The organism is Bacillus sp. ISL-45 (assembly GCF_018613195.1).
Taxonomy (GTDB): Bacteria; Bacillota; Bacilli; order Bacillales; family Cytobacillaceae; genus Mesobacillus.
In genome coordinates this window covers 266,982-290,404 of record NZ_JAGGQQ010000009.1, presented here as the reverse complement: position 1 = coordinate 290,404, position 23,423 = coordinate 266,982, and the positions used below count along the sequence as shown (strand labels likewise).

At 43.6% G+C, this 23,423-nt stretch carries 22 protein-coding genes; 9 read left to right on the top strand and 13 right to left on the bottom strand.

Features of this window, described 5'->3' with window-relative positions; all coding sequences use genetic code 11:
* The first annotated feature begins 263 nt into the window (after nt 1-263).
* Nucleotides 264-1,253 (top strand): NADPH:quinone oxidoreductase family protein, encoded by a 990-nt coding sequence (locus J7E35_RS13680; protein WP_214780571.1) that lies wholly within the window; start codon nt 264-266, stop codon nt 1,251-1,253.
* 57 nt (nt 1,254-1,310) lie between these two features.
* Here the strand turns inward: J7E35_RS13680 and J7E35_RS13675 are convergent, their stop codons facing one another.
* Nucleotides 1,311-1,946, bottom strand: a complete 636-nt coding sequence (locus J7E35_RS13675; protein ID WP_214780569.1) for a histidine phosphatase family protein — start codon at nt 1,944-1,946, stop codon at nt 1,311-1,313.
* Between the two features lie 203 nt (nt 1,947-2,149).
* On the opposite strand from J7E35_RS13675, the gene J7E35_RS13670 reads away from it, so the two are divergent.
* The gene (locus tag J7E35_RS13670; protein ID WP_214780567.1) at nt 2,150-2,725 is read left to right on the top strand and encodes a hypothetical protein; all 576 of its coding nucleotides are present in this window, start codon (nt 2,150-2,152) and stop codon (nt 2,723-2,725) included.
* Nucleotides 2,726-2,883: 158 nt separating this feature from the next.
* Here the strand turns inward: J7E35_RS13670 and J7E35_RS13665 are convergent, their stop codons facing one another.
* The 5 genes from J7E35_RS13665 to amyS all read right to left on the bottom strand — a co-directional run bounded on the left by J7E35_RS13665 (nt 2,884) and on the right by amyS (nt 7,932).
* On the bottom strand, nt 2,884-3,327 hold the full coding sequence (locus tag J7E35_RS13665; RefSeq protein ID WP_214780566.1) for a threonine/serine exporter family protein: 444 nt from the start codon (nt 3,325-3,327) through the stop codon (nt 2,884-2,886).
* Between the two features lie 15 nt (nt 3,328-3,342).
* Nucleotides 3,343-4,101, bottom strand: a complete 759-nt coding sequence (locus J7E35_RS13660) for a threonine/serine exporter family protein (protein WP_214780564.1) — start codon at nt 4,099-4,101, stop codon at nt 3,343-3,345.
* A gap of 124 nt (nt 4,102-4,225) precedes the next feature.
* Nucleotides 4,226-5,377 carry an MFS transporter gene (locus J7E35_RS13655; protein WP_214780662.1) on the bottom strand — a complete coding sequence of 384 codons (1,152 nt, stop codon included), beginning with the start codon at nt 5,375-5,377 and terminating at the stop codon, nt 4,226-4,228.
* A 181-nt stretch (nt 5,378-5,558) separates the two neighbouring features.
* Entirely contained in the window at nt 5,559-6,158 is a 600-nt protein-coding gene (locus J7E35_RS13650) for a DUF421 domain-containing protein (protein WP_214780562.1), read from the bottom strand.
* A 226-nt stretch (nt 6,159-6,384) separates the two neighbouring features.
* The gene (amyS, locus tag J7E35_RS13645) at nt 6,385-7,932 is read right to left on the bottom strand and encodes an alpha-amylase (RefSeq protein WP_214780560.1); all 1,548 of its coding nucleotides are present in this window, start codon (nt 7,930-7,932) and stop codon (nt 6,385-6,387) included.
* Between the two features lie 416 nt (nt 7,933-8,348).
* On the opposite strand from amyS, the gene J7E35_RS13640 reads away from it, so the two are divergent.
* From J7E35_RS13640 to J7E35_RS13625, 4 genes are all read left to right on the top strand, one after another.
* Nucleotides 8,349-10,001: a M20/M25/M40 family metallo-hydrolase gene (locus tag J7E35_RS13640; protein WP_214780558.1), complete on the top strand. Its 1,653-nt coding sequence runs from the start codon at nt 8,349-8,351 to the stop codon at nt 9,999-10,001.
* Between the two features lie 151 nt (nt 10,002-10,152).
* Entirely contained in the window at nt 10,153-11,811 is a 1,659-nt protein-coding gene (locus J7E35_RS13635) for a glutamine--tRNA ligase/YqeY domain fusion protein (RefSeq protein WP_214780556.1), read from the top strand.
* Nucleotides 11,812-12,487: 676 nt separating this feature from the next.
* On the top strand, nt 12,488-12,994 hold the full coding sequence (locus J7E35_RS13630) for a GNAT family N-acetyltransferase (RefSeq protein WP_214780554.1): 507 nt from the start codon (nt 12,488-12,490) through the stop codon (nt 12,992-12,994).
* An 82-nt stretch (nt 12,995-13,076) separates the two neighbouring features.
* A complete protein-coding gene (locus tag J7E35_RS13625; protein WP_214780552.1) occupies nt 13,077-13,427 on the top strand; it encodes a hypothetical protein in 351 nt (116 codons plus the stop codon).
* A gap of 47 nt (nt 13,428-13,474) precedes the next feature.
* On the opposite strand, the gene J7E35_RS13620 is transcribed toward J7E35_RS13625, so the two are convergent.
* Nucleotides 13,475-15,826, bottom strand: a complete 2,352-nt coding sequence (locus tag J7E35_RS13620) for an immune inhibitor A domain-containing protein (protein ID WP_214780660.1) — start codon at nt 15,824-15,826, stop codon at nt 13,475-13,477.
* Nucleotides 15,827-16,075: 249 nt separating this feature from the next.
* Here J7E35_RS13620 and J7E35_RS13615 point away from each other — a divergent pair, with 249 nt between their 5' ends.
* On the top strand, nt 16,076-17,020 hold the full coding sequence (locus J7E35_RS13615) for a Gfo/Idh/MocA family protein (protein WP_214780549.1): 945 nt from the start codon (nt 16,076-16,078) through the stop codon (nt 17,018-17,020).
* 24 nt (nt 17,021-17,044) lie between these two features.
* Here the strand turns inward: J7E35_RS13615 and J7E35_RS13610 are convergent, their stop codons facing one another.
* Together J7E35_RS13610 and J7E35_RS13605 are read right to left on the bottom strand one after the other, a co-directional pair.
* A complete protein-coding gene (locus J7E35_RS13610; RefSeq protein ID WP_214780547.1) occupies nt 17,045-17,854 on the bottom strand; it encodes an alpha/beta fold hydrolase in 810 nt (269 codons plus the stop codon).
* A 4-nt stretch (nt 17,855-17,858) separates the two neighbouring features.
* Nucleotides 17,859-18,359 carry an NUDIX hydrolase gene (locus tag J7E35_RS13605; RefSeq protein ID WP_214780545.1) on the bottom strand — a complete coding sequence of 167 codons (501 nt, stop codon included), beginning with the start codon at nt 18,357-18,359 and terminating at the stop codon, nt 17,859-17,861.
* A 271-nt stretch (nt 18,360-18,630) separates the two neighbouring features.
* Here J7E35_RS13605 and J7E35_RS13600 point away from each other — a divergent pair, with 271 nt between their 5' ends.
* Complete coding sequence (locus J7E35_RS13600; RefSeq protein ID WP_214780543.1) at nt 18,631-20,334, top strand: PAS domain-containing sensor histidine kinase; 1,704 nt, start codon at nt 18,631-18,633, stop codon at nt 20,332-20,334.
* A gap of 42 nt (nt 20,335-20,376) precedes the next feature.
* Here J7E35_RS13600 and J7E35_RS13595 read toward each other — a convergent pair whose 3' ends face one another.
* Together J7E35_RS13595 and J7E35_RS13590 are read right to left on the bottom strand one after the other, a co-directional pair.
* On the bottom strand, nt 20,377-20,607 hold the full coding sequence (locus J7E35_RS13595) for an excisionase family DNA-binding protein (RefSeq protein ID WP_214780541.1): 231 nt from the start codon (nt 20,605-20,607) through the stop codon (nt 20,377-20,379).
* A 6-nt stretch (nt 20,608-20,613) separates the two neighbouring features.
* The gene (locus J7E35_RS13590) at nt 20,614-21,198 is read right to left on the bottom strand and encodes a DUF1836 domain-containing protein (RefSeq protein WP_214780539.1); all 585 of its coding nucleotides are present in this window, start codon (nt 21,196-21,198) and stop codon (nt 20,614-20,616) included.
* 131 nt (nt 21,199-21,329) lie between these two features.
* On the opposite strand from J7E35_RS13590, the gene trhA reads away from it, so the two are divergent.
* A complete protein-coding gene (gene trhA, locus J7E35_RS13585; protein ID WP_214780537.1) occupies nt 21,330-21,977 on the top strand; it encodes a PAQR family membrane homeostasis protein TrhA in 648 nt (215 codons plus the stop codon).
* Nucleotides 21,978-22,200: 223 nt separating this feature from the next.
* On the opposite strand, the gene J7E35_RS13580 is transcribed toward trhA, so the two are convergent.
* Both J7E35_RS13580 and thiW read right to left on the bottom strand, forming a co-directional pair.
* Nucleotides 22,201-22,815, bottom strand: coding sequence for an exonuclease domain-containing protein (locus J7E35_RS13580; protein ID WP_214780535.1), 615 nt, complete (start codon nt 22,813-22,815; stop codon nt 22,201-22,203).
* A gap of 103 nt (nt 22,816-22,918) precedes the next feature.
* Nucleotides 22,919-23,422 (bottom strand): energy coupling factor transporter S component ThiW, encoded by a 504-nt coding sequence (thiW, locus tag J7E35_RS13575; RefSeq protein ID WP_214780533.1) that lies wholly within the window; start codon nt 23,420-23,422, stop codon nt 22,919-22,921.
* Between the last annotated feature and the right edge of the window lies 1 nt (nt 23,423).

Here is a 23,423-nt window from a genome sequence, read left to right as displayed (position 1 = left end):
CATCCGCACATTATCTCCTCTTATGTGACGATAATTAATAGACGCCTTGATTCATCCGCACATTATCCCTATGGATGTATCACCGTACCGTGATTCTTCAATCGTAGGTGATATCCGACCTCGTATTTTGTCAGCAACAAAAGTCATACCCGAGCTTTTTAATAGTTGTTAAAATGGTTTGCCCTCATTAAGTTAAGTTATTAGAAGTCTGGCATGCTTATGGCCTATACTAAAACTATCAAGCTAGGAAAGGTTGGGGAGTTATGGACAATTTCAAAGCTTTTATCGTGAACAAGACAGATGATGATTTTTCAGCAGAAGTAAAAACGATCGGATTGGAAGATTTGCCTGCTGGTGAAGTAGTAATCAAGGTGGCCTACTCGAGCGTCAACTTTAAAGACGGGCTTGCAAGCATCCCGAATGGCAAGATTGTCAGGTCCTATCCATTCATCCCGGGAATTGACCTTGCCGGCACCGTGGTCCGTTCGGATGACAGCCGCTATAAGGAAGGCGATGAAGTCATTGCCACAAGCTATGAAATAGGGGTTTCCCACTATGGCGGATACAGCGAGTATGCGAGGATTCCAGGAGATTGGATTGTCCCATTGCCAGAAGGTCTTACATTGAAGGAAGCGATGGTTTTCGGGACTGCCGGGTTCACCGCTGCTTTGTCCGTACATCGGCTGGAGGAAAACGGTTTGAAACCGGAGAAAGGCAAAGTCCTGGTGACCGGAGCAACTGGCGGAGTCGGCAGTGTGGCAGTGGCGATGCTCGCTAAGCGGGGATATCATGTTGTAGCTAGCACAGGAAAAGAATCAGAACATAACTACCTTCGCGAAATTGGCGCAGCCGAAATCATCAGCCGTGAAGAGCTTGCCGGTGAAAAAATAAAACCATTGGATAAGCAACTTTGGGCGGCAGCCGTTGACCCGGTTGGCGGCAAGTCATTAACTGCGATTCTTAGCAAGCTTGAGTATAACGGTTCCGTTGCCGTCAGCGGCCTGACCGGCGGAACAGATGTACCTGCGACAGTCTTCCCGTTCATTCTCAGAGGCATCAACCTTCTAGGCATCGACTCAGTATATTGCCCGATGGAAACAAGAAAGCTCCTCTGGCAGCGGATGGCATCTGATTTGAAGCCGGATGGTTTACTCGAAACAATTCAAAATGAAATAACATTAGGCGAACTGCCTGGTACACTTGCCAGTATTTTAAAAGGCGAGAACCGCGGCAGGACCATCGTAAAGATGTAAAAGACAAACAGCCCGGTTTCTCATTTAGGAGCCGGGCTGTTTTTATGTAAAATCAATCTAGGAACCCTGCATGACTGGTTGCTCTGAATCTATTTTTTCCAGATGCCCGCAGTCATTCATGAACATCACGACCTTCTGGCTGCCATTCAGTTTAAGCAAATGGATTCCGGTATCTCCAGTAGGGAAATACGTATCCGATAAAACGGGCAGGTTCAAAAACGCCCTTAGCAGGTTGGAGATCATCCCGCCGTGTGAGACAATCGCAATTCTCTTCCTTCCTGCGCTTTCTGTTAGAATCTTGGAAAATACCGTTTGAGCGCGGAATCGGAATTCCAGTTCAGATTCTCCTTCCTCAATGGGTACATGAGGCTTCCTTCCGCCCTCTGGCTCGGGATAGCGCAGCTTGGCCTCCGCATAGGGCAGCCCTGCCAAAACTCCATTATTGAATTCTCTTAATCCATCATCTTCAATCACGGCAATACCCGTTTCGCCGCTGAGGATTTCCGCCGTCTCACGCGCCCTTTTCAATGTACTTGCCCAAATGACCTCCGGCATGTATTTCTCCTTTACCACTTTCGCCATTTCCCTTGCCTGCCTGCGGCCATGATCCGTCAAAAGCAAATCCGCCCGGCCTTCATGGACCTGGAGGATATCCCCCTCCGACTCTCCATGTCTGATCAATAAGATCTCCATTAAATCCCATCCTCTTTTATATAAATCTACCTAGATTAATTCTCTATATTTAAGAAAAAACCCTTTGCCGTAAAAGTAAAAATGCTCCCATTCAAACGGAATTTAAAAACAAGATAAACGAAAATAGGAAATATATGCTAAAATATTCTAGATGTGGATGCTTAATGAATTAGGGGAAGATGGATTTTCAGGGGGAGTCTATAATGAAAAAATTGATTTTCATAACACCATTTTTATTTATAATCATTTTTATAGTTTTTATAGGCGGCTATAGGTTTACAGCGTTAAGTGCGGCAAAAAGTCATTCATTCCTTTCAAAAGACGCAGAATTGATGGAACAATATGAGACGGATTCATCTGTTATCTCTTTATTTAGGAACAATGAAGAACAGATCTACCAAACGGTACTATCTGAAAAGTCAGGTGTGTTCTTCCGCGGCAGTGTATCAACCAATATTCCATATAGCTCGGATAAGGTTCAAACAGTTGGAGGTATTAGCGCCACCACAGAAAATGATGCAGTCACTTTATTGAGCGTAATTTCGTATGATGAAGATGTTGCATATATAGAGGCTGGTGTGGAGCCTAATGTAGAAAGAAAAGCAATAAGCAAGGGAGAGCGAATTTCATTCTTGTTCCCTTTTAGTGAACAATTAGATTTCCTTTACCCAACAGCATTTAATAAAGATGGAAAAAAACTTTATTATTACGGATACCCACAAGATACAAATGTATTTAAGAGCGAAGATTATAAGTGGCATAAAATTGATGAAAAATAAAAAATATCATTTCCTGGATCATCATCATACTAAAAAGCTCAGAGTCATAATACTCTGAGCTTCTGTTTATTTGTGTTACTAATCTGTTTAAATGAACTTGCCTTCCAATTCACATATTCTTCAGTCTGTTACATTATGAACTGCTTGTAAGCTTCTCCCTATTTTACCGGCCCAAGGCTTGACCTTCGGATCACCTGGTTGATCACTTCGGAAAACACAAGCCCGACGGCTATTGCTCCCGAAATCATCGATGCTTTTGCTGCCAGAGAAAGAGCTACACTGTAATCATTCTCCACTAAGTTCCTCATTGCATCATACGCCAGTCCTCCGGGGACAAGAGGAATAATCCCGGCGACACTAAAAATGATGATTGGCGTCCGATACGCCTTCGCGAACACCTGGCTGACAACGGCAATTAAGAACGATGCCATCAATGTCGCAAAAATCGTGCCGAACCCATTGGTATCAAGTGTAAAATAGACGATCCAGCCAGCCATCCCGGAAATGCCGCATTTGATGAGGGATTCCCTCGGTGCGTTAAAAATGATTCCGAACGCAGCCGAAGCAATAAAACTTGTAATAAGGTGTTCTATATAAATCATCGCCACTTCTCCTGACTACAAGAAAGATAAAATTGCCGCTATGCCTGATCCAATCGCAAACGCCGTCAACAGCGCTTCCGCTCCTTTGGACAACCCTGAAACCAGATGGCCTGCCATCAGGTCCCTGACTGCATTTGTGATCAGCAATCCTGGTACAAGCGGCATGACCGAGCCGATGATGATTTTATCTAGCTCCTGGCCAAGCCCAAATTTTACAAAGAAAAACGAAATCATCCCAATAAAAAAGGAAGACAGAAATTCCGCGAAAAATTTTACCGGAACAATCCTGTGAAAATAAACGACAAGGAAGAAGCCTATTCCACCCGCCACCATCGAAGGCAGGAAGTCTAGCCAGCTTCCCATGAACATGATGGTAAAACAGCCGCTCGCAATCGCTGCCGCCAGGATTTGTATCATAAAAGAGTACGTCAGGTTAGCCTCCTGAATCTCTCCCAAGAGCTCGCAAGCTTCCTTCAATCCAACTTCGCCGCTGCTGATTCTGCGCGAAACGCTGTTGACCATTGCCACCTTCCTTAAATCAGTTGTCCGGTCAGAAATCCTTACAAGCTTCGTCCGTTCTGGTCCTACCCCTTCTACTGAAAAAATAATGCCGGTCGGTGTCACATAGCTATGCGTCTGATCAATGCCGAACGCCGAGGCCATCCGAGACATCGTATCCTCCACTCGATATGTCTCAGCCCCGCTTTGGAGCATAATTTTACCAGCCAGCAGGCAGGCACGCATCACTTCAATTGTTTGATCCTGATTCTCCATAATGATCCTCACATACCAATCCGTACTAGTAAATTTCTTTATCAGTTTAAATCATAAGAGAGGATATTAGCAACAAGATAAAAGCCAGCACCTTTTAAGGGGGACTGGCATTCTGATATCCTAACTATGAGATTGCTTCTTTTGGCTGGCGTACTTCTTTGGACTTGCGCCCCTCCATAATAGTCATTATTAAAGCTATGACCAAAAAGAGACTTGAAAACTGAAATAAAGCTCCGATTGAAACGTATTGTGCCATCACTCCGAAAACAAAACCACTGATCCCTATGCCAAGGTCAATCGAAGAAAAGTACATACCGTTCGCGACTCCGCGGCGATTTGACGGCGTCATTGATAATGTCCAAGACTGGAGTGTCGGAATCAATGAGCCAAACCCAATACCGAACAATACTCCAGCAATGGCTATCGCGAAATTGGAATGGGCAAAGGATAGTACCCACATCCCGGTAAATGTGATGGCTATCGTTACAATCACAAGTCCTCTTGGCCCTTTCCTGTCAAACCACTTTCCGGCAACCGGTCGTGAAAAGGACGCAAGAATTGCATTAAACAGGTAAAAAAAGAAAATTTGATCGATTTGCCGCTCCTCAGCAAAGATGACAATGAAGGTGACAATAGCTCCATATCCCAAACAAACCATCAGGGTAACAAATGCCGGGAACCAACCTGATTTTTCAACCAGGGAACCTAAATAGGTGAATTTTAAATCCTCTTTCTTCGTATCGATTACTTCCTGAGGAGTTTGATATCTTATTGTTCCAAGGAGTACAAGCGCTATTACACCCAGCGCTCCCGATATATAGACTAGATTTTCAAAAGACGTAACCTGGAATAAGAAGATACCCAGGCTTGGAGCGATGATCATCCCGATCGTTATGGAAAGACCATAATACCCCATCCCCTCGCCAAGTCTGGAGTTAGGGACTACATCAACTGCCGCGGTTCCATTCACCGTAGTTGACCAGCCCCATGCAAGACCATGAAGCAGTCGGAACGCCAGAAAAATTATAACTACTTGAGACAGCGGATAAAGGAATGTAATCAATAAGAGCATAAGCGCCCCTATTAAGACAAGTGGTTTTCTCGCTCTGTACTCCAGCATAAAGCCAATGAAAGGTCTGCTCAAAACAGCCCCGATTGAAAAAAGTGCCGTAACCAGCCCAATTTCAGTCCCGCTCGCACCAATTGATTTGATATAAGGAGGCAGTGTTGGAATCAGCATCTGGAAGGACATGAATATGAATAGGTTTCCTACCATTAATTTTATGAATGACGAGGTCCATAGAGGCTCTTTTGTTTGTGGCAAATTGTTTCTCCCCTTTAATTTATGCAGTTGATTAAAAAAAGAAAAAATCTTCTGCACCAGAAGATTTTATCATTATATTTCGCATTTCTAAATAATAGCACAGCAGGGCAAAGAAATAAAAGGGAAAAACTGTTCATTGTAAGTAATTGGGATTATGTTGCTTTTTGGATTTGTTTAGCTCCTCGAATATATTGGGCTTACTGCCTTCGGTCTTTTCTTTCATACTCATGAGCATTGCTGGGAGGTAATCATTTAAAGCTTTCTTGAACTCACCTACCGTCAACGGCTTGGCCTCATCCTTCAGCTCATAACCAAGCTGCCCATTAGGCTCGATTGTTGCTGTTTTAACATCCTCAATCCTGGAAATCCCCTTATCTCTCAAACGCATCTCCAATTGGTCTACCGTAAGCCGAAGTTTCTTAAGCATCTTGGTCTCTAACTGACCATTTTGGATTACAATCTTAGATTTGCCAGTGATAAACTTTTCAAATAAATTGATTTTCATTTGTAAAAATTCAATTAGAACTATTGCTACCACGAAGATACCAGCACCAGCGATGGCCTTCCACACACTTTTTTCCACTATTGGCTGGACGATAATCGTACCAATCGAGATCATAACAATAGTCTGACCAAGGGTCATTTGTGAAATTGACTTTCTCCCCGCTATTCTAAGCAGCAAAACCCCGGATACAATCAGAACAAACGCTTTCCAAATAAAATCAAATTCCATTTTTTCATCCTCCTCTGGAAATACTTTTTATACTTTCTCCAAAAAAAAGGGTTTATATGAGGATGGAATTACTAAAATTGACCACGCAAAATGTCAGCCAAAGTTGATTTACTACAGTTATTCACCGATAAAATGGGTTTAATCTTTATTTTATTTTATTATTACAAATGCTTATATGTGTAAAAACGGCACCCCACCAGGGAAATGCCGTTATAAATATGTTTATCTATTTCTGAACATAAACTGAAACTGAACCGCCATTTACATAAAACTGGCCCCATCCGTCACTGTTTATCGTAACGGTATTCGTCCGGTTGCCTGTTATGTCATACCAAACCTCGCCGGCATTCTGTTTCCCTACATTCATCCACTTTGATCCTCCGGGACCATCGGTAATCAATGTTGCCAGGCCTGACTTAACCCGCGTTCCATCCCCTTCTCTTGTCCAGCCAATGATATCCCAGTGGTCAAAATAATCATGCTGTACTCCATAAGCATAATTTTTGCGTGCGGTTAAAATCGGATCGATTTTTGACTTTAATGAAGGAATTTCGTAGCCGCTATTCCCTTTGGTTCCATAATAATCACCATAGAAAACAGAAGGATAGCCTTGTTCCCTCGTTAAAATAAGGGCATAAGCGAGCGGCTTGAACCATGTGCTGACCACGGATTCAAGGGACTGCCCTGGCTGTGAATCGTGGTTTTCTACAAGTGTTACTGCAAGCGACGGGTGTTGTGCAACAACTGTGCCGTTCAAAATATTTCTCATATCATAATTACCATTACTATTTGAAGCATAATGGAAATTATAATGGAGTGGAGCATCAAACACAGAATGATTATAATTAGTTTTTGCCAGGTAATTATTCAACGAGTTGAGATCATTTTGCCAGTATTCAGCAACAGTGAACATTTGTTTTCCGGTCTGATACCTAACATGGTTTACCCAGTCTCTTAGATAATCATGCTTTATATGTTTAACAGCATCCAGACGGAAACCATCAAGATTCAGCTCTCTTGCGTACCATGTCCCCCAATTTTTCATTTCGTTAGCGACATCCGGGTGGCTGAAATCCAAGTCTGCGTACATCAGGTAATCATAATTCCCTCGCTCGCCAGACACTTCCCAATCCCATGCCTTCCCGGTTCCTCTGAATTTATAGACACGGTTTAAATCTCTTCTTTCGTCCCAGTCCGTTCCGTCGAAATGGTACCAATGCCATTTAAAACTGGAATATGTATTACCTCTTCCTGGAAAATTGAATCCGGTCCAGGCATCAATCTGATATTCACCTGAAACCTCATTATTACGATTATTTGGATCCACCTCAACAGCAGTGACTGCTTGAGTATAATCCGCTCCCCCTTTATGGTTCATTACAACATCACCGTAAACATTAATATTCTGACTATGCAAGGCGGAAATGGCTGACTTCAGCTGTGCCTTCGTTCCGTACTTAGTCCTGACCGTTCCCTTTTGGTTAAACTCACCCAAATCATATAAATCATAGGCGCCGTAACCCACATCGTTTTGTGAAGTTCCCTTGTATGCCGGTGGAATCCATACAGCCGTTATACCATTACTTGCTAAGTTTGCCGCATCATTTTGCAGGCGATTCCAATGGGCCCCGTCATTGGGCAGATACCATTCGAAATACTGCATTAATGTACCATTGTTTGGTGTTGCAGCTCCTGCTCTTTCAATAGTTCCAATAGATGACAGCAAAAGAATAATTGATAAACTTAAAACAAGAGTAAACTTTGCCTTTTTCACCTTCAGCACACACCCTTTAAATTAATTTAATGAAAACGCTTGCACAATTCTATTATACTTTCAGTCTTAAGATTATTAAATTAAAAAATTGCTCGTTAATTAAAACTAGTCTTTAGTACTATACCTTCAGGCCAATTTAAAATTAAACATTTTCGTTATCAATGAAAGTATGTAGATTCTTGTCATGGAACTCCATGGCCGGATTCAAAGAGCCGGTGCAAACCCCAACTCCGTAACTTTGTAAAGAAACGGACATTCGGGTAGCTAACAAAAATTGAATTCCCAAACCTGGTTAGAGGGAATTCTTTTTCTGCAAAAACAGTTAGAGACCGCACCCACTTTTTACTATTGTATTTCACACTGATATGCGTTAGCTTGATATTAAAAGCTGAATTTTCTGAAAGGGGATGCTTTGGATGCTTGATTGCAGGGATGAAGTTTTATTCTATACGAAGCAGCTTGTGAACATCGGGAGCATTGTCAACACCAATGGAGAGAACGAGATTGCCCAGGCACTTTATACGATGATTTCATCGTTTCCTTATTTTATAGAAAATCCGGGACATGTTATCAGACCGCACACCCAGAATGATGTCCTCGAACGCTATAATGTCATGGCTTTTGTAAAAGGTACAAAGGGGAATAGCAATCGTACTGTCATTTTGATGGGCCACCTTGATACAGTAGGGATTGACGATTTTACACAGCTGGCTGATGTGGCGTTTGATCCGGACCAGCTGATTGTTGAGCTAAAAAAAGAGAAGCTGCCACAACTTGTCAACGAGCATGCGCACTCAGGTGAGTGGATGTTCGGCCGCGGAGTGCTCGATATGAAGAGCGGTGTCGCTTCCAATCTATATCTTCTGAAATACTTTTCTGAACACCCAGAGGAGCTCGATGGCAACATTGTTTTTTTAGCGGAATGTGATGAAGAGGACAGCTCTTATGGAATCCTCTCCGCAGTCAAGGACCTTAAGAGCTGGAAAGATGAGCATGGTTTTGAATATGTCGCTGCAGTCAACAGTGACTTTGTCTCACCCCGGTTTTCGGGAGATAAGAACCGCTACATCTATAAAGGAACTGTCGGAAAGCTGCTCCCTTCTTTTTACATTACGGGGTCTGAAACCCATGTCGGTTCAGCTTTCGAAGGCCTTGACCCGAACTTGGTCGCTGCTGAACTGACCAGACAGATCGACTATAACCCTGACCTGTGCAATGAGGCATTCGGCGAGACGACGATGCCGCCTGTTTCTCTGAAGCAAATGGACCTAAAGCCAAACTATACCGTTCAAACCGCACTCGCTGCTTATGTATATTATAATTTTTTCATACACTCCTGGACACCAAAGGATGTGCTATGGAAGTTGAAAGAGCAGGCCCATATTGCTTTTGTAAAAGCATTGAAGCTGTACGAGGAACGCTATCAGCAATTTTGTAAAATCAGCGGTGAACCATGCAGGGAGCTTCAATGGCAGCCGAGGGTGATGACGTATGAAGAAATGGAAACCGAACTCATTAATGCTCATGGATCCGAATACACAGCCCATATGGTGGATTTCAAGGATACCCTTCTTCTCGATGCCAGCCTGGACTTAAGGATGTATGCAGCCAGAGTCGTCGAGGAAGCCTGGAAGTGGATGCCCGACCAGAGTCCGGCCATCATCGTCTTCTATTCCTCCCTCTACTCACCAAGGATTGAAGTGGCTGGCGAAACTGAGGATGAGCGAAATCTGATTGAAGCTTTGGACGCTGCGGTTAAAGTGGTTCAGCCTGAATATGAGGAACCAATTGTTGTCCGCAATTTCTTTCCTTATATATCTGATATGAGCTTTGTCGCTTTGAGTGATGATGACGAAGCTCTGGACTTCGCATCCCGGAACAATCCAAGCTGGGGAACGAAGTTTTTCGTGGATTACCAGGAAATCCGCGAGTTGAACGTACCAGTCATCAACATCGGTCCGTACGGGCTTGACGCCCATAAACGGTACGAACGGATGGAAATAGACTACTCTGTTAAAATAGTCCCGAATCTGACTTACGAACTCATCCGGAATCTTTTAGCGGAATAATCAGCAGGTGCCTTAATTTTAAGGCACCTTTTTGATATTTCACTACTTGTTTTTCCGCTTTTTTCTTATTACTATATAGTTCAGTGGAAATATATTATAGTAATCATTAAAATAAAGATAATGAGACTGATCAAAGGAAAGGCTGATTTAATTGGAAGAAAACTCTAATTTTATAAAAACAATCATTAAGGAAGATCTGGAAAGCGGCAAGCGCGATACAGTCGTGACCCGATTCCCGCCAGAACCAAATGGATACCTACATATCGGTCACGCAAAATCCATCGTCATCAACTTCGGACTTGCTGATGAATTCGGCGGCAAAACAAACCTCCGATTCGATGACACAAACCCGCTGAAGGAAGACCAGGAATTCGTGGATGCCATCAAGGAAGATGTCGAATGGCTGGGCTATGAATGGGAAGACCTGTTCTTTGCATCCGACTACTTCGATGAAATGTACGACCGAGCCGTCCTGTTGATTAAAAAGGGATTGGCATATGTCGATGATTTGTCGGCCGATGAAATCCGTGAGTACCGCGGGACACTTTCCGAGCCAGGCAAGGATAGTCCGTACCGTGATCGTTCAGTGGAAGAAAACCTTGCTTTATTCGAGCGCATGAAGAACGGAGAATTCGGTAATGGTGAAAAGGTATTGCGTGCGAAGATTGACATGTCTTCACCAAACATCAATCTTCGTGACCCGGTCATTTATCGAATTTCTCATGCAACACACCATAATACCGGCGACAAATGGTGCATCTACCCAATGTACGCCTTTGCCCATCCGATTGAGGATGCGCTTGAAGGTGTTACTCACAGCTTGTGCACGACTGAATTTGAAGACCAGCGTCCGCTGTACGACTGGGTTGTCCGTGAGTGTGAAATGAAAGCAACACCTCAGCAAATCGAATTCGGCCGCCTGAACCTGACAAACACGGTCATGAGCAAGCGTAAACTCAAGCAGCTTGTCGAAGAAGGATATGTCGATGGCTGGGATGACCCCCGCCTGCCGACGATTTCCGGCTTGAGAAGACGCGGCTTCACGCCAGAAGCTATTCGTGAATTTGTAAAAGCAGCTGGAGTTTCCAAAGGTTACTCCACGGTTGACGCGCAGATGCTCGAGCACTTTGTACGTGAAGACCTTAAGCTGAAGGCTCCGCGTACGATGGGCGTTCTTCGTCCATTGAAAGTCGTCATCACCAACTATCCGGAAGGCGAAGTTGAATGGCTTGATGCCGATATCAATCCGGAAAATCCGGAAATGGGCACACGCAAAATCCCATTCTCACGTGAGATCTATGTCGAGCAGGACGACTTCATGGAAAATCCGCCAGCGAAGTACTTCCGCCTCTTCCCTGGAAATGAAGTACGTCTGAAGCATGCATACTTCATTAAATGTAATGATGTCGTTAAGGATGAAAATGGCGAAGTGGCTGAGCTGCATTGCACATACGACCCTGAAACAAAGAGCGGTACTGGCTTTACTGGCCGCAAGGTAAAAGGAACTCTTCACTGGGTAGATGCAACACATGCACTGCCGGCAGAATTCCGCCTGTATGAGCCATTGATTTTGGATGATGAGGAAGAGACCGAAAATGAAGCTGAGAACAAATCATTCCTGGATCAGGTAAATGAAAAATCCCTTGAAATCGTGAACGGCTATATCGAACCAAACATGAAGGACGTCAAGCCGCAGGACAAATTCCAGTTCTTCCGCCACGGCTACTTCAACGTCGATCCGAAGCACACAACAGAAGACAAGAAAGTCTTCAATCGGATTGTATCGCTAAAGAGCTCGTTCAAGCTTTAATAATTGGATACCTTTGACCTCCCCGGGTGTGAGTATTTCGGGGAGGTTTTTATTTGTTGCTGAATCGAGTTGAGTGTTGGCTTTTGAACATGTACAATCATTCACATCTGCTTTTACACCTCCTCTTGCTTCCGAACCTGGCCGAACTTCCTTTTGCTTCTTCTGACAGCTGTTCTCTATTTGCTCCCAAACCTGTCTGAAGTTTGCTCATCTTTTGACAACTTTTCACCTTTTGCTCCCAAACCTGTCTGAAGTTTGCTCATCTTTTGACAGCTTTTCGCATTTTGACGCCGAACCTGTCTGAAGTTCGCTCATCTTGTGACAGCTTTTCTCCTTTTGATGCTGAACCTGTCTGAAGTTTGCTCATCTTTTGACAGCTTTTCACCTTTTGACGCCGAACCTGTCTGAAGTTCGCTCATCTCGTGACAGCTTTGCCCTCTTTCTCTCCTAACCTGTCACAATAATCATGGTTTCTTGACAGCTTTGCCACTCTTCCTCCTAACCTTTCACAATAACGGCAGGAGATTGATCACCAAACCTATCATCAATAACTCCTTGCTGAAAGCTTTTGCGCTCTTCTCTTCAGATCTGCCCGAAACAGATACTCTTTTTCAAAGGAAATCTGCTTATTAATCTCGAATTCTATACAGCAACGATTTTTACAGAGGTGAGCATATTGGAAATTCGACGATTAAACGGCGGGGATGCTGAGAGCTATCGGCTTCTCCGCCATGAAGCCTTACTTAAGAATCCTGAAGCGTTCAGCTCCAGCTATGAGGATGAGAAGAATTATAAGGCCTCAGATTACAGCCAGAGAATAGATAGTAAGTCCACCTATACATTCGGCGCTTTTGACGGCGTTCAATTGGCAGGTGTGGTCACGCTTGTTCCAGAAGGAAAAGTTAAATTAAAGCACCGGGCAAACATATTTGCCATGTACGTGACTCCTGCACAACGAGGCCAGAGCATCGGAAGGTTATTAATGAAGAAAGCCATTCAACAGGCTGAGGAATTAAAGAGCGTTAAGCAAATCTATCTGACAGTGAACGCCAGCAATGAACCAGCCAGGAAGCTGTATGCTTCTCTTGGCTTTGAAACATATGGCGTGGATAGGAAAGCTATGCTGATTGATGGAACCTATCATGATGAAGATTTGATGGTGTTATTTTTAGAGAAGGCCTGAATTGGCCTTTTTTTCATGTTTATTTTTTGCTGAAAAAGGAAGTAGGTAAAGGGATGAGTCTTTTTAGGAAAGGAGCTTACTCATGTTTTTAGACGCTTATGTTAACCAAAAGGTACAAATTAAACTGAAAAATTTCCCCGAAAGCATGATTGGCGATATCACAGGAATCTACCAGCCCGATGAGTGGTATCTTGTAAAAATTGTACATGCTGAGAATATGGGGATTTGGGTTGAAAACCCTTGCTATAAGCGTACTCCCGTACAGAAGGCAGATGGAACCGCCATTCCGGCCGAAAATCAGGTGGAGGAAACCTGTATCACTCACATGTTCCTGCGCTGGGATTATATCGCCTCTGTGATTACCTTCCCGGATGCAGACCCAACTGCTGATAAAAAAGCGAAGTTGATTGGGTTCCAGCCGGATGTTGATTAAATAGCAAGTAAAAACGCTGCCGGAAAACCGGCAGCGTTTCTTTATTCTTACTTAGAAATTAACACCTTGCCAACAGTTCCATCGCTGCTTTGCCCGAGTACACGGAACTTCAGGCCGTAGTTAGGTACGTTGCGGCCGGCATCCGGCAATACTGGCGAGATATAATTTGCACTGTCGTCAAAAATTGGTGTTCTTTGAGTAGCGTTATCCTTCATAGTGATTCCTAAGATACTAGAATAATCAAGGAACATGCCCTCAGTCTTACCTTGATTAAATGCTGCATCGTGAATCTGGTAGCGAGTTGAGCCAAGTGCTCCATCACTCCATCTGTTGATAGTCTGGTCTGCATCGACAACTCCCAGATAACCGTCACCTGGGTGTACTCCTGTCCAGTTGTTGTCATAACCGTTGTCAACATACCATACAACAAGCCCGGAATCATAAGTCATCAAGCTTGCACCGCGGCGGATATTCTTAAGGCCTTCATCCACCCCGTTATGTGATCTCCACTCTAACAGATAGTAATGTTTTGTAGCCGTTTTACCTTCGTGCTTTTCAAAACCGTGAAATTCAAAAGCTGATTCTCCTTCAGCACCGTCGTTCAATAACTCAGCACCGTCAGCAGTCACCTTTACATTGTCTACGAAGAATCCGTTCAGTGCAGTTCCCCAGTCAGTCATATAACGGAATTGAAGCTGGATGCTTTGTCCGGCATATTCACTTAAATCAATAGACTCATGAATCCAGCCATTGCTTGATCCTGTGTAACCAGGAAGGTTTTCTTTAATAGCAGGGTAACCGTCTGATACAAGATCTGAGTTTGTATTCGCCGTCGATAATGACTTCCAGCTAGTACCCCCATCTGTTGACACCTGTACCATCGCATAATCCCAGTTAGATTCGATATCATACCATGCATCATATTCTAAAGTTGCACTTGATGCATTTGTTAAATCCACTTTAGCAACCATGCTGTGGTCAGCTTCATCGCCTTTTCCGCCATAAAATTCCCAAGAGCCTGCGGCTGGTGTGTTAATCAAGTTAACTTTGTCTGGCAGGTCAACCTTTACAGCATCGTTATTCGTCCCTTTAGAGTTTGCCTGGTCTAATAAAACCTCCACACCCGTACTCTTCACATTATTAGCAAGGATAGTGGAACCCGTCAGCCAGTTGCTTCCTGGCATTGTTGCTTGCAGGAATTCTCTTGCATATGGGCTGAATCCCGTTGGCTCAGTACCTGGAACTTTACCTGCCCAGCTGCCGCTCGACATGATTGACCAGTATGCAACCGCCTCTCCTGCTCCGCTGTAGATTGTATCGTATTCATCAGGAAGGCCCAGGTCATGTCCATATTCATGTGCGAATACGCCTGCAGCACCATCAGCAGGTTCGATTGTATAGTCGTAGGCAGCCATCATTCCACCCCAATAAGGAACCTCTGCTTCAGTACCTGGAAGCTCAGCAACGCCGCCAAGATTCCAACGGTGTGACCAGATGGCATCTCCGCCCAATTGCCCGCCGCCCGCTTCTTCACCGACTGAAGAATGAACAACCATCAGGTGATCGATAAGGCCATCCGGCTCGCGGTAGTTTCCGTCGCCATCAAGGTCATAACGGTCTTCCTGGTCAAACTGATTCAAATCTACTGATGTGTCCGCAGCTGCAGCAATCAACGCCTCTTTTACAAGTCCTCGTGCATTACTGTCGTTGTCACTTGCGTTATTTCCTCCATAGTATGCTGCTGGCTGAGAAGCTTTGTACCATCCTGCTACCTGTCCGTTAATCGTATAGCTTCCACCAGATTGCTGTTCATAGTATTGCTTTACAGAGACAAGCTTTTCTCCATTAGGGCCAGCATAGCCATTTTCACCAAAAATCATATCTGTGTAATGCTGTTTAAGGTATTCATCATAGTACATATCTGTATCTTCTGCTTTAATTTGAGCAGCTGGATGGTCAGGGTATTCAATTAGTAATACAAGGACATTATCCTGTCTCTGTCCTCCGTTCCAAGCTTCTTCCTTTACTGGTTCAACTGTTGTGCCCTTCGTTTGTCCTGCCTTATTTCCCTTGCCATTAACCAGTCCGGTTCCAGCGAGCTTTTCATTCAGCGTGCTGCTCAATTCCTTTTCATGTTTATGTAACTCCCCAGGCTCTTTGGAAGCCCCAGCTGCCTTATTTTGCAAATACTTTTGTAGTGCTTTCTCCGCTTCTCCAGGTGTGGCATCCCTGGCAATCTTCCCAGATTTCTTCAGCATTTCTATTAATCTTTCATCGTTCGCGATGCCTAAATCAATTGGTGCTCCCCCCTGTGACGCGAAGCTTGTCTTTTCAACCGCATCGACCTTGGCTGGTCCAGCAGACGCAAATGATAGCGTGCTTGCAAGCATTGCGGTCATCGTCAGGCTGGATAGGACTTTAAGACTCAATTTCTTTTTCAATGTTTTACCCCTTCCTGTCATTTAGTCTATTACACTATAATTTTACTCAGTATACAGGGATGTTTCAATGTTCTAAAATATCTAAAAATTTAAATATCCATAGTCCAAAAGACTCGTTTTATATTAATTTATTTCGGAATACTAAACTATTTTATTATTAAAATTACCTGTATAATAGTGTATAAAAGAATTACTGGAGGTCTCCCTATGTTAAAAGTTGGAGTGATTGGCCTGGGCGCGATTGGCCAGCGTTTGATAAAAGGATTTCAAACACACCCGGAGATGGAAATTGCGGCCATATGTGACGCGATGAAAGAAAGAGCGATGGAAACAGCAGCTGAGCTTGGTGGTGTTCCAGCATATCTTGACCATCAGGAAATGCTTGAGAATACGGAGTTAGACCTGGTTTATGTCGCTGTTCCCCCTAAATTCCACCATACAGTAGCAGCTGATGTTCTTGCAAAAGGGATACATATTTTATGTGAAAAACCGCTGGCTAACTCAGTTGAGGAAGCTGAAAGTCTGTTAAAACTGGCGCAGGATGCAGGTGTCGTGCATGCGATGAATTTTCCGCTGAACTATAGCGCTGGCAGCAAGACATTTGAACGGTTGATTAGGAATAACTATGTTGGCAAGCTAAGAAGAGTCTATTTGAAGATGCACTTTCCCCAATGGCCGCGACAGTGGCAGCAGAATGCATGGGTTGCGAGCAAGGAACAGGGCGGTTATGTCCTGGAGGTTGGCGTCCATTTCATCCAGCAGCTACAAAAGATTTTTGGATCATTAGAGGTAAAGGATGTCCAGATTCAATTCCCTGAAGACCCGCACGCCAGCGAAAATGCAATCCTAGCAATCTTGAAGCTAAAGGATGGTACACCAGTACTGATTGACGGCATGAGCCAGATTGCCGGCAAGGAAGAAATCGAGTTCACAGCCTTTGGAGAAGAAGGTACATTATCACTCTTGAACTGGGGCCAGCTGGCAGGAGGCAAACTTGGCGAGGATATCCTGCCATTGGAAGCTGATAACACTCTCGAAGATTCACTGGTTGATCATCTTGTAAAAGCGATCAAAGGTGAAGAAGCGACGATTATCGACTTCGCCGCCGGTTATGAAGCACAGGTTGTATTGGAACAACTAAGGAAAGGTTGAGAGCGCGGATTTGCGCTCTCTTTTTTAATGGCTGCTTGTCAGCCAATCCTCAAATATAGCCTGGACAAGTTCACGCTTCTCAACATGCAGCATATGGCCTGCACGATCCAGTACAGCCATTGCAGAATTCGGGAACTTATCCAGCAAAGGAAAATGATCCTTGTAACCACAAATATAATCCTGCTTCCCAAGAATCAACAGTGCCGGATTAGGCAGAGTCTGCACATTGTGAAATGGTTCATCAGTCAGGTAATAGCGTTTGGCCTTCCAATCCGAAGCAAGGAATTCACGATTGGCTAATAATCTGCCGGGCTGGATTTCTTTCATAAAAGCTGCTAATGACGCTTCAGTTTGATAGATGAAGAGAGTTTCAAATGCGGCCCGGATATCAGGCTCAAGACTTGAAAGCAGCTCTTCATCTTTCTCTAAAACAACTCTTTCAGGTACATTCCTCTCATTCAAATGCAATGCTGGGGCCAAAAGGCAAATACCTTTTACATGGCTTCTCCTATTATGAAAAATCCCTTGTGCCAAATATCTGCCAAAGGAAGCACCAATCAGCGAAAATTCTTTTCCCTCAAAATTATCATCAATAAAGTCTAGCAGATTTCCGAGCAAGTCATTCGTTGATTCCACACTATCGTCAATGGTACTCCGCCCATGGGCAGGTAAATCAATGTATATTCTTTGAAAACCTTCAACTTTATTTAAAACAGGTTCAAGCCAGCCTTTCATCGAACGATGGTCTGTACCCATAGCATGAAGGATCAGCAGAGGAAACCCTTCCCCATTGACTTCATAATGAATATTGCCCTTTCTTACTTTGCAATCCACAGCTTCATCTCCTCTTTCCCACCCATTCATCATCCCACTGGAACTCAGCCGTTTCACCATCCGTTTTGATAAAAATGCTTTCAGGATAAGGCAGTGCCAATTCCGGCTTGCTTTCAGGACTGAAGTAACGGAGTTCTGCAGTTTCACAGTCGATTGGATTATGCTCTCCCCCGACAGGTCTGCAATCAAAAACAAACACTACATACTCAACCTTGTGGCCGTTTGGATATTCATACCGGAACTCTTTCCCGCCAAATACACCCAGTAATTTTTCCGGTACAACTTGAAGCCCTGTTTCTTCCCACACCTCGCGGACAACGGCTTCCGCCGGTGCTTCGCCTAATTCGACCGCTCCTGCCGGCAGGCTCCACTTCTCTCCATTTCCTTTGTTCTGGAATAAGATATCTCCAGATTCATTCCTTACTATTCCTGCCACGCTGGGCATAAAAATCAGGCCGCTTCCCACTTTATCCCGAAGATCCTGATAGTAATTCGACATTCCCATAATGCCCTCACCCCCTGTTTACCTTTTCGCCGGACCGCCAGTATTTTCCTTCTTCAGGCAAATGCTAATCCTCTCTGCGTAAAACCTCCCTACCTTATATAGATTTATTCTTTTCCGGACCGAATCCAATCCGGTCCTTTGCATAATTTCCCAAATAGAAGAGAAGATATATTAAAATAATCCTAATTTTAAATGACAAAATTGTGCTACTATAGAACAGTAACACTAATTTTAAATTGCGTGAGCTAATGCTTACTTTAGGAGTCAAAAGATGAAAAAAAAGCAATATGTCCTGATCTTTTTCATACTGAGCATTGCCTGGATATTCGGAACAAACTATCTGCTGAATTTATATGCTCCTTCCGAATTTGTTGCCATTATCGAACATACGAAGGAAGTCCTTTATGTATTGCTCGCAGGATGGTTTTTCTATTTTTTCATCTCGAAGATGGAGGAATTGAGTGCCACAAAAGAAGAAGAAGAACGTCTATCCACACTCATCAATTCAATGGTCGATTTCGTAAACTTCAAGGACGGAGAGGGCCGATGGATTCAGGTCAATGATTTTGGTTTGAAACTATTTGATATCGAAAATGTTGACTATAGAGGCAAGAAAGATTCGGAGCTTGCGGAGTACAGCAATTATTTCAGTGATGCATTGAGATATTGTGAGATTTCCGATGAAGAAGCATGGAAAGCAGGCGGAATCATCAGAGTCGAGGAGGTACTTCCGCAGCCTGATGGGACAACAAAGACGTTTGATACGATAAAAGTGCCGCTTTTCAATGATGATGGAAGCCGGCAAGGCCTAGTCATAATGGGCCGGGATATTACCGAACGAAAACACGTTGAAACTCTTCTTGAAGAGAGCAGGCAGCAATATCGGTCATTGTTTGAGTACAGTCCTGATATTGTTTCGATGCTCGACTTGAAGGGGACCATCACAAACCTTAATCCACAGTTTGAAAAAATCACTGGTTTTACCAGGGAAGAGTATATCGGTAAAAACCTGTCAGACTTGATTCCAGATTCCCACAGGCAAATTGTTTTGGATAAGGTGGCCAACGTGGTGGAAAATCTCCGTCCACAAATGTTTGAATTAGAATTAATGCATAAGAGCGGTAAGACAATCATTTTCCAGAGTACTTCCCTTCCGATCATTGTGAATGACAAAATCGCCGGGATCATCTGCAATTCAAGGGATGTTACCGAGCTGCGCCAAACGGAAGAGCGTCTGCGGAGGACGGACAAGCTCTCGGTAGTCGGCGAGTTATCCGCGAGCGTTGCCCATGAAATCCGCAATCCGCTTACTTCGTTAAAGGGACTTGTCCAGCTGCTGCAGATGGAGGATGAAAAACATCAACTATACTACCAGATCATGATCGATGAGCTGAACAGGATCAATCATATTGTCAGCGAATTGCTATTACTGGCCAAGCCGCAGCAAATTAAATACACGGAAGCAGATTTGCAGAGTATTTTACATGATGTCATCTCACTTTTAAAAACAGAAGCGAGCCTGCATAATATCCAGATCGAATTCCAGGTTTTAAGCCATCCTGTCATGATCGAATGTGAACCAAATCAGCTTAAGCAGTTGTTCATCAACATTGTGAAGAATGCTATTGAAGCATCTTCTGCTGGGGATGTCGTCAACATCACTCTGCAGAGTGCGGATAACAATATAACAGTAGTAGTCAAGGACCAGGGAGTGGGCATATCAAAAGAGCTGCTCGAAAGAATCGGTGAACCTTTTTATTCTTCCAAGGAAAAAGGCACCGGACTCGGAATGACGGTCAGCTTCAAAATTGTCCAATCCCATAATGGAACAATCAAGTTTAAAAGCGAGCCTGATAAAGGAACAGAAGTGATCGTTCAGTTGCCGATCAAGCATGCGGACAAAGTGAAAGGGCCCGAAGCCAGGAAAAGCGAAAGCGTATTGGCCATCCCGGAAAACACTGGAGTTAAACAATAGTATAGAGAAACAAAAACGCGAAAGGAACCCCTTCGCGTTTTTTTAATCTTCATCTTTAATGTCGATATCCTCAGGCACCGGCTCATTCATTATTTCCTCTACAAGCTTTTTATATTTCTCAACCTGTTTCATATGCGTGTTGAATTGATCCTTGTAAATCAAATAATGCTCGCCATCATGAATAGCTCTGATTTTTCTTTGAAAAATCATGTTCTCCACCTGTTTTTCCGGAATCGATAAGTATTCCGCTGCTTCTTTTACTGTCAAATACACCCTGGTTCAGTCCTTTTCCTTTTTTTCGTCTGCAAGCCTGTCAACCAGCTTTTCCGCTGTTCTTCTGTAAGAATTGCTAATATTAATGAGAGATGCGATCAAAAGGATTGTTTCAAGCTCCTCTGGTTCATCTGCCCCAAGCCTCTCCACTTCTCGTTTCACTTCTTGCTCAGTTTTGTGAACATCCTCATTAAAAATCTCGATGTTTTTATTATGAAGATTCAAGAAACTTTGATAAAACTGGCCAAGTGGAATTTCCCCTGCTTCAGTCTTCTCGTTGATCCCTTTGAGAGTCTGCTTGATATCCTGAATGGATAAACCGCCCTTCAACTGATAAATCAGGCTGATCAGGATCAGGTGTTCTTTCGAATACTTTTTATTCTTAATAGGAAAGAACAGCTTTCCCTTAGCGTAATTATTGATCATTGTTTTCGTGAGGACCTTTTCATCCTCATTCCTTGTTGAACTGCCGAATTTTTTTTCAAACAGCTGGATTACCTGGTCCATGTACAGGTCGATTTCCGGGATCTCTTCCAGTGCGATATTATTTTCAAGATTGAGCTCAGCCAGCAGTTGTTCTAAATTATCCACGTTAAACTCCTCATGTTTTTATTTTATTATAATGCAAAAAATCGAAGTCGTAAACATTGACTACATATCATTATACATATATTATTATAAGTAGTTATTAATACTACATAAAGTGATATGGAGGTTTAAAAATGAATACCTACATCCGCGAACCAATCAATGGCCTGACCCATTTGGCCGGTGCATTACTATCGTTTGCAGGACTGCTTGCACTCGTCATCAAAGCTTCGATTACTACCGGTTCTGCACTCGCGATTACTTCTGTTGCAATTTTTGGTATCAGCATGATCCTGCTGTATACGGCATCCGCTACCTATCATATGGTCATCAGCAAAGATAGCGTGATCGCCTTCCTTAGGAAAATTGACCATTCGATGATTTTTGTTCTGATTGCCGGCACCTATACGCCGTTTTGCCTGATCAGTCTCAATGGAGTGACAGGCTGGACATTATTCGGCATCATTACATTCGCTGCATTGTGCGGAATCCTTTTTAAGATGATTTGGTTCAAGAGTCCAAGATGGCTGTCGACCTCTATCTATATTGTCATGGGCTGGATGGTTATTTTCGTTGTGCCTCCCCTCTCCTCCGTCCTGAGTCCTGCTGGGATCTACTGGCTTGTAGCCGGGGGAATCATGTACACGATCGGCGGCGTCATTTATGCATTGAAGCCTGATTTCCTTCGTTCCAAGCACCTTGGATTCCATGAAATCTTCCATATCTTCATCATGCTCGGAAGCACTGCCCATTTCCTGAGCGTTTATCTATATGTCTTGTAAAAATACAAAAGGTGCCTGCAATCAGGCACCTTAACTAATGGCTGTTTCGTAATGATTGTTGTTAAAATCCTAAAGCCGATTTTAACGTGATAATATCTATTTTGTATGTCGGTACAAGTTTGCAAGCTCTTTTCTCGTAATAAGCGTTGATTTTGTGAAGAAACTTAGGTAATCCAATCCTATTTTGCAGGCAATAGCAACAAAGTTTGAGAAAAGAGCCTTACTAATAGAACATCCTTCTTCTTTGCTTCTGGGCAGGCTGGTACTTGCGCATCGGGCCATAGTCCAGTACTTCTTTTAAATAATAATCGCCGTTTGGGTTTTGCTGCTTCAAGAGTTCCGTCAAATATGTAATATCATCCATCGCTCTGTGGGTCTGGAATTTCGAAATGTTATGCGCCTGCAATAACGTGAGCAGCTTGCTGTTCGGGAAGCCATGGTTCTTCCATTGGACATTCTTCATCGTGCAATACCATTTCATCTCATTGACTTCCGGATACATCCTGAATAAAAAGCTTCTGTCAAAGGAAGCATTATGGGCAAAAACCGCGTCAGTGCGGTTGAAGTATTCGATAACTTTCTCATCGTAAAATGTTTTTCCCCGCACCATATCATAATGGATCCCATGAATCCGGTAGGCCCTGTCATAGTTTCTTTGTGCCGTTGTCGACAGCGGCTCCCTTAAATAGGAATCTTCATCTAGAATATCGATAATTTCTCCTGATTCCTCGTCAAAGGAAAATAGCTTCACAGCCAATTCTATTATTTCATCCGAATCCGGTCCCAATCCAGTTGTCTCGACGTCCACTACCAATCCAAGCTTGTTCTCTTTGTTCAAAAATGTCACCCTTTTCAGCTGGTATATATGAATCTATTTATAATCATATAGCAGGACTTCTCCCTTTTCCAGCTAAAGGCAATAGGATGAAATCTTTTCCAGACTACAGCCTGTTGGACATCTCCAATCTAACTCCTGCATTCTTCATGAAGATCTTCAGAAGCACGAAGCCGATTGCAGCACCAGCAAACGAACTGGCCAAAAATGCCGGTACCATTCCAAACAACGCCGCTTCTTTGCCAAGGAACAATGCAGCAATCGGATAGCTCGCAATCGCTCCGATGATTCCGGTGCCAACTACTTCCCCCGCAAAAGCTAACTCCATTCTCTTCGTCTTTTTATACAAATAGGCAGCCAGAAGAGCTCCGATCATGCTTCCAGGAAAAGCGAAAACTGAACCGGTCCCCATTATATTCCTCAACAAAGAAATGCCAAATGCCTGGGCAACAGCGTAATAGGGACCAAGCAGCACCGCTGACAAAACATTGATAAAATGCTGCACAGGGAACACCTTGACGATTCCGAGCGGGATGAACAACATATGGCTGGTCAATGTACCAATCGCCATCATCAGGGCCGTTAGGGTAAGCTTTTGTGTGTATCTCATT